This window comes from Corallococcus carmarthensis (assembly GCF_003611695.1).
Classification (GTDB): domain Bacteria; phylum Myxococcota; class Myxococcia; order Myxococcales; family Myxococcaceae; genus Corallococcus; species Corallococcus carmarthensis.
In genome coordinates this window covers 22527-32463 of record NZ_RAWE01000102.1, presented here as the reverse complement: position 1 = coordinate 32463, position 9937 = coordinate 22527, and the positions used below count along the sequence as shown (strand labels likewise).

The following is a 9937-nucleotide window of genomic DNA, read 5'->3' as shown; positions in this document are numbered from 1 at the left end:
CGCGAGCCCCGTGGACTGAGTGCCTGCTTCCTCCCACCTCCCGCGGTCCCGGCCCTGGACCGTTTGTTCCGATGGGGGAACCTGCGTGCTATGCCCGCCGTCTCACCGTCTGGAGCGCCTCTGACACCATGAAGCAGCCTGGGACATTCCGTCTGGCCCTTGGGGCCCTGGCGCTCGCGGCGCTCCTGCCGCTGACGGCGTCAGCGCAGGCCTTCACGGGTGGACGGCCTCCGGGTGGCAACGGGCTCAAGGTGGGCAACGGGCGGCTGCACCCGACGCTGGATCTGGAGACGCGCCTGGACAGCGGCGTGGGCTACTTCCGCGAAGGAGGCACGGGCCCCCTGTCGCCGGACCTGTCCGGGGAGCTGGCGCTGCACGTGCGCCCCGGGCTGCTGCTGGACGTGCCATCCCCGAAGCTGGCCATCGCGCTGCGCGCCAACCTGGACTACGTGGCCTACACGGGCCTGATCACGGCGGGCTCCGGAGCGGCATCGCACCTGGAAGGCGCGGCGGACCTGGCGCTGAGATTCGACCAGGAGAGCACGCTGTCCGTCGAAGTGGGCGACGAGCTGACGCGCTCGGACCGCACGCGCACGGCGGCGCTGGGCGCGGGCATCCTCAGCCTCTTCAACGAGGCGCGCGTCAAGGCGCAGTGGAAGCCCGGCGGCGGCGCGCTGGAAGTGACGCCCTCGCTGGCGTACGCGATGGAGTTCTTCGAGCCCCTGGGCGGCATGACGCCCGTGGGCTGCACCGACGCCGCGTGTGATCCGCTCGCCGCCAGCCAGTTCAACTACGGCAACCTGCGGCTGGGCGCGGAGGGCCGCTGGCGCTTCCTGCCCAAGACTGCGGTCGTGGTGGACACGGGCATGGAGTACCGGGGCTACTTCAACGACACCACCACGCCCAGCGCGGCGCTCCTGCACGCCATGGCGGGTGTCTCCGGCCTGGTGTCCCCGCGCATCACGCTGACGGCGAAGGCGGGCTGGAGCCAGAACCTGGGCTCGGGCGGTGGCGGCACCGTGGTGGCGCAGGTGGAGGGCACGTACCTCTGGGGCCCGTCGCTCACCGTGAAGGGCGGCTACCTGCGCGCCTTCGAACCGGTGGCCGCCTACGGCACCTTCCGCGACGACCGCGTCTACGCGGAAGCGCGGTCCGTGATGGGCAGCCGGCTCGCGCTGCACGCCACGGGCGCACTGGACTTCCTCTCCTTCGCGGGCGGCCGAGGCGACACGCTGGTGACGCTGGACCTGGGGCCGGAGTATCAAATCCGCCCGTGGCTGGTGGGAGCGGTGGGCTACATGCTGGGCACCCGTTCCTCGTCGCTGGGCGCCGCCGGCCTCAACTACACCCGCCACGAAGGCTACGCGCGGGTGTCCGTCTCCTACTGAGGCTCGCGCGCCCATGCGTCCGTCGCGGCTCACCCTCCTGCTTCCGGCCCTCCTCGCGCTCGTGTGCGCGTGCCACGCGGACACGCGCCCACCGCCCCCTGCGCCCACGCCCGCTTCGTCCACGGAGGCCGCGGCGACGTCCGGCGGCAACCTGGGCCCCGGCGACGTGCTGGAGGTGCGCGTCTTCCAGGAGCCCGAGCACTCCGGCACCTGGCGCGTGTCGCCGGAAGGCACCATCGACTATCCGCTGTGCGGCAAGGTGGACTTGTCCGGCCGCACCGCCAGCGCCGCGGCGGACGCGCTGCGCGACTGCCTGGCGCGCTACCTGCGGCACCCGCAGGTGTCGGTGCTGGTGCGGGAGTACAACTCGCAGAAGATCTTCGTCTTCGGCGAGGTGCAGAAGCCCGGCACCTTCCCCGTCACCGGCGAGGTCTCCATCATCCAGGCCATTACGCTGGCCGGTGGCTTCACCAAGCTCGCGGCGAAGAACAACACGCTCGTCACGCGCGTGGTGAACGGGCAGGAGCGCAAGATTCGCGTGCCCGTGGAGGACATCGGCGTGGGCCGTGAGCGCAACTTCCTGCTCCAGGCCGGCGACATCGTCTTCGTGCCGGAGAGCTTCTTCTAGGACGTGTCCGCAAATAGTTCGAGCGGAGCCGGGTGTTAGGAGGGCATGAGCCGAGGAGAGCTGACGGACGCCCAATGGGAGCGGCTGGTAGGACTGCTGCCGCCCCAGAAACCCGCGCGGGGCCGTCCGAACAAGGAGCACCGCGAAGTGCTCGACGGAATCCTCTGGGTGCTGCGCACGGGAGCGCCCTGGCGCGACGTGCCTCGGGAGCAGTTCGGCAGTTGGAAGACGCTCAGCAGCCGATTCTACCGCTGGCAGGAGGCAGGCATCTGGGCGCGGGTGCTGCGGCAGTTGCAGGCCGAAGCGCACGAGGATGAGCACCTGGACTGGACGCTGCACTTCCTGGACGCCAGCGTCATCCGAGCCCACCAGCACGCAGCCGGCGCACGCGGCACGCCGGTAAAAGGGGGGAGGCCGAAGCGCTGGGCCGCAGCCAGGGAGGCTTCTCTACCAAGCTGCACGTCCGGGCGGAGGGCCAGGGGCGGCCGCTCGTCTTCGAGCTGACGGCAGGTCAGCGCCATGAGACGCAGGCCTTCGAGGCGCTGATGGCGGGTGGCAGCGTGCCGAGAGCTCACTCGCCGGGTGCGCCACGCCGCTTGCCCGACGCCCTCGCGGCGGACAAAGGCTACAGCTACCCCAGCCTCCGCGCCTGGTGCCGCGAACATGGGGTGCACGCCATCATCCCCACTCGCTCGAACCAGCCCCGGCAGCGCGCCTTCCGGCGCGCGGCCTACCGCAAGCGCTGCCGGGTGGAGTGTCTCTTCAATCGCTTGAAGCAGAACCGGCGGGTGGCGACGCGCTATGAGAAGCGCGCCGCCAACTACCTGGCGATGGTCCTTATCGCCTCCATCCGCCTCTGGCTCTAATTTGCGGACACGCCCTAGTCGCGCGGCGTCCAGCCGATTTCATCCAGGAAGCGCTTCGCCTGGGTCATGAGCTGGGGCGCCAGGTTCGCGCCGCTCGCCAGCACGTCGCCCTTGAGCACGTCGAAGGGCCGCCCGTCGATGTGCACGATGACGCCGCCGGCCTCCGCCACCAGCAGGCCGCCCGCGGCGATGTCCCAGGGCTTGAGGCCGAACTCGAAGTAGCCGTCGAAGCGGCCGGCCGCGACGTACGCCAGGTCCAGCGCGGCGCTGCCGGTGCGGCGCATGCCCTGCGCCAGGAGGATGAGCTGGGAGAAGAGGCCCACGGGCAGGTCCGGGCGCTCGCGCACGTCGTAGGGGAAGCCCGTGCACAACAGCGCCCGCTCCAGCGTGTCCGTGGGGCTGGCCTTCAGGGGCACGCCGTTGAGCGTGGCGCCCTCCCCCTTCGCGGCGGAGAAGAGCTCGTCGCGCATGGGGTCGTAGACGGCGCCCGCCACGGTGCCCTCCGGCCCCTCCACCGCCACGCTGACGCAGAAGTGCGGCACCTGGTGCGAGTAGTTGGTGGTGCCGTCCAGCGGATCCACCAGCCACCGGAAGGTGTCGGTGCCCTGCCACGCGCCGCTCTCCTCCGCGAGGATGGCGTGGTGCGGATGGCGCTGGCGCAGGAAGTCCAGCAGCGCGGCCTCGGAGGCGCGGTCCGCGTCGGTGACGAGGTCGATGCCGCCCTTGAACTCGATGGTGCGGTGCTGCGGGAAGCGCTCACGGAGGATGCGGCCGGCCATGCGCGCGCCCTCCTCCGCGGTGCGGCGCAGCGCGGCGGGCGTGTCCGAGTCGTGAGCCATGGAAGCGGTTCCCTCGTATGCGTTCAGGAGGCGGGCTCGGCGAGCAGCTGCTCAATCTCCGTCTGGAACTGCTGGAGGAACTCCTCGGCGAAGCCCTCGTGCACGTGCCGGATGACGCCCTTGCGGTCAATCAGGAAGGTGGTGGGCATCAGCCGCACCTTCAGCAGGCGCTCGGACACCAGCGCGTTGGCGTCCAGGAGGATGGGGACCTCCACCTTCGTCTCCTCCAGGAAGGTGGGAATGGCGCGCACGTCCTCGTCCACGTTGAGGGCGTAGGCCTTGAAGCCGCGCGCGCCGTACTCCTTCTGCAGCTGCGCGTACATGGGCAGCGCGTCCTTGCAGGGCTCGCACCACGTGGCCCACACGTCCAGGAGGACGACCTGGCCCCGGTCGCTCTTCGGGTCATACGAGCTGTTGTCCGGGTAGTGCTTCACCTGGAAGGTCAGCGGCTTCCCCGGAGCCCGGCTCGATTCCAGGGCGGAGGAGCTGGAGCGCGGACCGTCACCGGTCCGGTCCGTGAGCGGAGGCAACGGAGCAGGCGCCGCGGCACAGCCCAGGGTGAACGCCAGGGCTCCCAGCGAGAGGAGGAATGGACGGCGCATGGCTCAGGTCCCCTTCCCCGCCCGGGCCTTCAGGGCGGTGAGCAGCTTTTCGATGAAGCCCCCGAAGGAGCCGTTGCTCATGACGAGCAGCACATCGCCGGACTTCGCCTCGGAGGCGGCGCGGTCCACCAGCGTCTGCACGTCGGTGGCGCCGTCCGCGGCGATGCCCTGGCCCTTGAGCGCTTCGATGAGCTTGGGGACGTTGAGCTCCTCGCCCTCGGGCACCTTGTCGTGGCGCTCGGGCACCTTGAGGCTGGCGCGCGCGGCGCCGGGGAAGGCGTGCGCGTAGTCCTCCTGGTGGATGTTGCGGCGGCTGGTGTTGGAGCGCGGCTCGAAGATGGCCCACAGGCGCCGGTCCGGGTAGCGATGACGGATGGCGGCGATGGTTTCGCGCACGGCGGTGGGGTGGTGCGCGAAGTCGTCCACCACGAGCACGCCGTCCACCTCCGCGCGCACCTCCTGGCGGCGCTTCACACCCTGGAAGGTGGACAAGCCCTGCTGGATTTCAGCGAAGGTGAGGCCCAGGCCGCGCGCGGCGGCGATGACCGCGAGCGCGTTCTCCACGTTGTGCGCGCCGGACATCGGCAGCGTCACGGTGCCCAGGTCCTGCCCCTTCTCCATGACGTTGAAGCGGGCGCCCTCCGGACCGAAGGAGAGGTTCTTCGGCGTGTAGTCCGCGTCCGCGCCTTCCTTGGCCACGTAGGTGCTGACGGGCGCGGTGCCTCCGCGCGCGATGCGCACGGCGTTGGGGTACGCGGCGCAGACGACGAGCTGGCCGTCCTGGGGCACCAGGCGCACGAACTTCTCGAACGTGGCCTCGTAGTGCGGCAGGTCGCGGAAGATGTCCGCGTGGTCGAACTCCACGCTCGTCACGATGGCGGTGCGCGGGCGGTAGTGCAGGAACTTGGAGCCCTTGTCCCAATAGGCGGTGTCGTACTCGTCGCCTTCGACGACGAAGTGCGGGCCCTTCCCCACGCGGTAGTTGCCCGCGTAGTTCTGGGTGACGCCGCCCACGAGGAAGGACGGATCCTTCCCCGCGGCCACCAGCACGTGGGCCATGAGCGAGGACGTCGTCGTCTTGCCGTGCGTGCCGGCGACGACGACGGAGTGCGAGCGGTCCAGGAAGAGCGATCCCAGCGCGGCGGGGAAGCTCATCTGCTTGAGGCCCCGCTCGCGCACGGCGGTGGCCTCCGGGTTCACCCGGCGGATGACGTTGCCGATGATGACCAGGTCCGGCTTCGCCGCGTCCAGGTTGGCGGGCGAGTACGGGCTGCTGGCGGGGATGCCCCACGTCCGGAGCATGTCGCTCATGGGCGGGTAGACGTTCTCGTCGCTGCCGGTGACGTCGTAGCCGGCGGCCTTGAGCATGCCGGCGAAGGAACCCATGCCCGTGCCGGCGACCCCCACCAGGTGGATGCGGCGCACGGACTTCGGGTCGAGGGAATCGAGGACGTTGCCGTTGTCGTCAGCCATGCTGCGGTTTCCTCAGGGGAGGACGTGGAGGTCGAGCGCCTCCACGACGAGCTCGTGGAAGGCGGGGCGGAAGTCGCGGATGCGCAGGTCCTGACGGCCCTGGGCCACGCGGTTGGTGATGAGCGCGACGACGAGCGACCGCCTCAGGTCCACCCAGAGGCTGGTGCCGGTGAAGCCCAGGTGGCCCACCGCGCCCGGAGGCGTGTCACCGATGAAGCGGCCCGCGCTGGAGTGGCCCTTCGACGGCGAGTCGAAGCCCATGGAGCGGGTGCTGCCCGCCACCAGCGGATCCGTGGCGAGCGCGCGATGCCACAGGGGCCCTGGAGCAATCGCGGCATGCGTGCCCGCGACGCCCTCGAGCACGGCCTGACCGAAGCGGGCCACGTCCACGGCGGTGCCGAAGAGGCCCGCGTGTCCGGCGACGCCGTCCAGCACCCAGGCGTTGTCGTCGTCCACTTCCCCGGGACGGGAAGGCTGGGAAGGCACGTCCTTCCACAGCGACTCCTGGCCGGGCGCGGGCTCGCGGGGGCGCATGGCGCCGGTGCGCGCGGTGACGCCGTCAGCGGGGAAGTCGGAGAGGCGGTGGAAGCGGGCCTTCAGGTCCAACGGCTCCGCGACGTGGCGGTGGAAGAGCACGTCCAGCGGGGCGCCACCGGCACGGGCGAGGATGTCACCCAGGAGGATGAAGCCCACGTCGCTGTACGCGGACTTCGTGCGCACGGGCGCGTCGAGCGGCGTGGCGGCGGCGGCGTGGACGACCTCGGCGTGGACCTGGGCGCGGAGGGTCGCGGAGCAGGCCGCGTCGAGCAGCTCCGGATGGGCCTTGAGGGCCTCCGCGAAGAACGGGACGAAGGGAGGCAGGCCGGAGCGGTGGTAGAGCAGGTCCGCGACGGTGACGCCCGCGTCGCCCACGGGCGAGCCGGGGAAGTAGCGGGACACGAGCGTGTCCGGGCCCACCTTGCCCTCGGTCCACAGGCGCAGGAAGAGCGCGGTGGTGGAGAGGGCCTTGGTGAGCGACGCGAGGTCGAAGCGCGTGTCGCCCGTCACGTTGCCGGCGACGCCGCCGAAGACCTGCATGCCCTTGTGGAGCACCACGGCCTGGGCGGCGGGGAAGATGCCCAGCTCCACGCCGTCATCCAGCACGGCCTGGAGGTTGGCGATGGGGTGCTGGCTCATCCGGGGCTCACCGCGCCTTCGAGGAAGGTGAGGCGCGCGGCGTCCGCGTCCAGGCGCACGCGGGTGCCCAGGGCCACGGGGTAGTTGATGGCGCCATGGCCAATGGGAAAGCCCGCGGCGCAGGGCACCTTCGCGTCCCGGGCCAGCTCACGGAGCACGTCCGCGCTGGAGTAGTTCGCGTCCTTCTCCTCGCAGGCGGTGAAGTCTCCCAGGACGATGCCACGCACGCGGGAGAAGACACCGGCCAGCCGCAGATGGGTCCACATGCGGTCGATGCGGTAGGGGCGCTCGGTGACGTCTTCCAGGAGGAGCACGGCGCCGTCGAGCGGCGGCATGTACGGCGTGCCCAGCAGCCGGGAGAACACGGACAGGTTGCCGCCCACGAGGACGCCCTCGGCGGTGCCGGGGACGTAGGTGGCGTTGCCGGTGAGGGGCGGCGGGGCCTCCGCGGATTCGAGCAGGCGGAAGAAGTACTCGTGGACCTGGGTCGACTGGCGGCCCAGCTGCGTGAGCACGGGCGCGTGGAACGAAACGCGGTGCAGGGCCTGGAGCGCGCAGTGGATGGACGTCAGGTCGGAGAAGCCGGTGAAGGCGACGGGGCCGGCCTTGTCGAGCGGCAGCTCCGGCAGGAGGCGCGAGCTGCCATAGCCGCCCCGGGCACAGAAGATGGCGCGGGTGGCGCGGTCGAGGAACGCCTGGGACAGCTCCTCCTGGCGGCGGGCGTCATCCCCGGCGAGGTAGCGGTGCGAGGCGCCGATGTCGGGCCGGACCACGGGGGCGTAGCGCTCGGAGAGGATGCGCAGGCCGGCCTCGAAGGGAGCCTGTTCGAAGGGGCCCGCGGGGGCGACGACCTGCACTGTGTCGCGGGGACGGAGCGGAAGGGGCTTGAGCCAACGCACGCAGCGCTTCATAGCACCCGGTACCGGGGCGACACGGTGTTTCAGGGAGGGCGTGGCCCGAAGCGTTGAGTACCGCAGCACGGAGGAACGAGGCCCCGTGGAGCGCTCGTCCGCCTGCCGGCCGCCCTGCCCTTCCGAGCCAGGCCGCGGGAACGGGTCCGACTGTCGGACCCGTTTGGAACCGGACCGCCCTACCCCTTCGAGCTTCGTTCGAGCACCGCCGCGAAGAACCCATCCGTGCCGTGCCGGTGGGGGGTGACGAAGAGGAAGCCGTCCTGGAGGCACGCGTCCGGAAGCCATCCGGAGCCCGGCCGGACGGAGTGGAAGTCGGGACGGGAGCGGAGGAAGTCCTCGACCACGTCCTGGTTCTCCGCGCGGTTGACGGTGCAGGTCGCGTAGACGACCCGGCCGCCCGGGCGCACCACATCCCCTGCGCGGGCCAGGATGTCGCGTTGGATGGCGGCGTGCTGGGAGAGCGAGTCCGGGGTGAGCCGGAAGCGCAGGTCCGGGCCCCGGCGGAGCGAGCCCAGTTCGGAACAGGGCACGTCCGCGAGGACGCGGTCGGCGTTCAGGCCCGGAGCCGGAGGCGTCCGGAGCACCTGGACGCGGGTGAGCCCGGCGCGGGAGGCACGTTGCTGGAGCCGGTCCAGCCGTTCCCCATCCGGGTCGTAGGCCATGAGGCGACCCGAGTCCGCCATGGCGGCGCCCAGCTGGAGCGTCTTGCCCCCTGCCCCGGCACACAGGTCCAGCACGGTCTCCCCGGGCCGGGCCTCCACGAGGAGCCCCAGGAGCTGACTGCCCTCGTCCTGGACCTCGAACAGGCCTTCGCGGAGGGAAGGCAGGGCATAGAGGTTCGGCCGGGGCCCATCGACGTGAAGGGCCAGCGGGCTCCAGGAGCCAGGGCGGGTCGGCACGCCTTCGGATGCCAGGCGAGCGGCCAGGGCCTCACGGGAGATACGGGCCGGATTCACCCGGAGCGTGATGGGCCCCGGGACGTTGAGGTGGGAGCAGAAGTCGTCCGCCTCGGGCCCCAGTTCCTGGATGAAGTGGTCCGCGAGCCAGTCTGGCAGCGAGGCCTGAAGCGCCAGCGACGGAGGCGTCCCGGTCCGCAAGGGCACCGGAGCCTCCAGCCCTGCCCACGACGCGGCCTCCGGGGCGGAAACACCCACGAGGCCATGCAGGAGCGCGAAGAGGAGCTGGGAGGGCGGCGCGTCCGGTGAGTCCAGGAGGAACCCCAGGCGGCGGCGCCAGAGGCCCACGTTGAAGACGGCCTCCTTCAGCGCCTGGCGTCCTTCGCGGGTCAGGTCGCGGTGGGCCCGCAGGGTCCGGTCGAGGACGCGCTCGGCGGGGTCGCCCGAGAGGACGCGGGCAAGCGCGTCGGAAACGACGGGGCCCAGTCCGTGGAGCGCGGACCAGGGCTGCGACGCGAGACGGGAGATCGGATCGAACAGGACAGTTGACAGGGCAGGCTCGGTTCTCTAGAAATCGCGTCCGTCACGGCAACGCACCGCCGCGACGGGACATATTCCCCGATAGCTCAGCTGGTAGAGCGGGTGACTGTTAATCACCATGTCCGTGGTTCGAGTCCACGTCGGGGAGCTGAATAGAAGGCCCTGCCAACTGGCAGGGCCTTTTTGTTTAACACGGGCCTCGCGATGAATATCGCGGGGCCTTCGTGCTTAAGCCGCTGAATCCCAAGGGATTCTGGCTCGCGGTGCTGAAGAGGGCCCTCACGGCCCTCCACCCCGCAGAGCGAGATGCCCCCTCTCCTCCGCCGCCGATTGGGCTCTCCAGACCGCTCTTTCACCCGTTCCGGGGAGAGAGAGGCCGAGAGTGGTTAACAAGTGCTGTTAACTTTTGGGGAGGCGGTTAACAACATTTGCCTGGAGACCTGCTCTTTCCACTCTGAAGTTTCTGGGAAGGCGTCTCTCTCTGCTTTCTCGTTTCGTCTCTTACCTGCTTTGCTGGTCCTCAAGGGGGCGGCGCAAGGCCAGCGGGGCCCCCGCTAAACCCTCACCTAGAGTGAGGGCGGTCGCACCGGGCCGTTGATCCGCGCGGCGCCATTC

General features: G+C 70.6%; 8 protein-coding genes, 1 tRNA gene and 1 pseudogene. 4 read left to right on the top strand and 6 right to left on the bottom strand.

Annotation, left to right across the window (positions count from 1 at the left end; all coding sequences use genetic code 11):
* Window positions 1–128: 128 nt before the first annotated feature.
* The 3 genes and pseudogenes from D7X32_RS24940 to D7X32_RS24930 all read left to right on the top strand — a co-directional run bounded on the left by D7X32_RS24940 (window position 129) and on the right by D7X32_RS24930 (window position 2882).
* A complete protein-coding gene (locus D7X32_RS24940; RefSeq protein WP_120605074.1) occupies window positions 129–1388 on the top strand; it encodes a hypothetical protein in 1260 nt (419 codons plus the stop codon).
* Between the two features lie 13 nt (window positions 1389–1401).
* On the top strand, window positions 1402–2016 hold the full coding sequence (locus tag D7X32_RS24935; RefSeq protein WP_120605073.1) for a polysaccharide biosynthesis/export family protein: 615 nt from the start codon (window positions 1402–1404) through the stop codon (window positions 2014–2016).
* Window positions 2017–2061: 45 nt separating this feature from the next.
* Window positions 2062–2882: pseudogene (locus tag D7X32_RS24930) on the top strand (IS5 family transposase).
* A 14-nt stretch (window positions 2883–2896) separates the two neighbouring features.
* Here the strand turns inward: D7X32_RS24930 and D7X32_RS24925 are convergent.
* The 6 genes from D7X32_RS24925 to D7X32_RS24900 all read right to left on the bottom strand — a co-directional run bounded on the left by D7X32_RS24925 (window position 2897) and on the right by D7X32_RS24900 (window position 9268).
* Window positions 2897–3721 carry an inositol monophosphatase family protein gene (locus D7X32_RS24925; protein WP_120605072.1) on the bottom strand — a complete coding sequence of 275 codons (825 nt, stop codon included), beginning with the start codon at window positions 3719–3721 and terminating at the stop codon, window positions 2897–2899.
* 23 nt (window positions 3722–3744) lie between these two features.
* Window positions 3745–4323, bottom strand: coding sequence for a TlpA family protein disulfide reductase (locus D7X32_RS24920; RefSeq protein ID WP_120605071.1), 579 nt, complete (start codon window positions 4321–4323; stop codon window positions 3745–3747).
* A 3-nt stretch (window positions 4324–4326) separates the two neighbouring features.
* Window positions 4327–5796 (bottom strand): UDP-N-acetylmuramate:L-alanyl-gamma-D-glutamyl-meso-diaminopimelate ligase, encoded by a 1470-nt coding sequence (gene mpl, locus D7X32_RS24915; protein ID WP_120605070.1) that lies wholly within the window; start codon window positions 5794–5796, stop codon window positions 4327–4329.
* A 12-nt stretch (window positions 5797–5808) separates the two neighbouring features.
* Window positions 5809–6972 carry a serine hydrolase domain-containing protein gene (locus D7X32_RS24910; protein ID WP_120605069.1) on the bottom strand — a complete coding sequence of 388 codons (1164 nt, stop codon included), beginning with the start codon at window positions 6970–6972 and terminating at the stop codon, window positions 5809–5811.
* Window positions 6969–7883 carry a S66 peptidase family protein gene (locus D7X32_RS24905; RefSeq protein WP_120605068.1) on the bottom strand — a complete coding sequence of 305 codons (915 nt, stop codon included), beginning with the start codon at window positions 7881–7883 and terminating at the stop codon, window positions 6969–6971. Before D7X32_RS24905 ends, D7X32_RS24910 begins: the two co-directional genes overlap by 4 nt.
* A 179-nt stretch (window positions 7884–8062) precedes the next feature.
* The gene (locus tag D7X32_RS24900) at window positions 8063–9268 is read right to left on the bottom strand and encodes an RsmB/NOP family class I SAM-dependent RNA methyltransferase (protein ID WP_439329019.1); all 1206 of its coding nucleotides are present in this window, start codon (window positions 9266–9268) and stop codon (window positions 8063–8065) included.
* Between the two features lie 129 nt (window positions 9269–9397).
* Here D7X32_RS24900 and D7X32_RS24895 point away from each other — a divergent pair.
* A tRNA-Asn gene (locus D7X32_RS24895) sits at window positions 9398–9470 on the top strand.
* Window positions 9471–9937 lie beyond the last annotated feature (467 nt).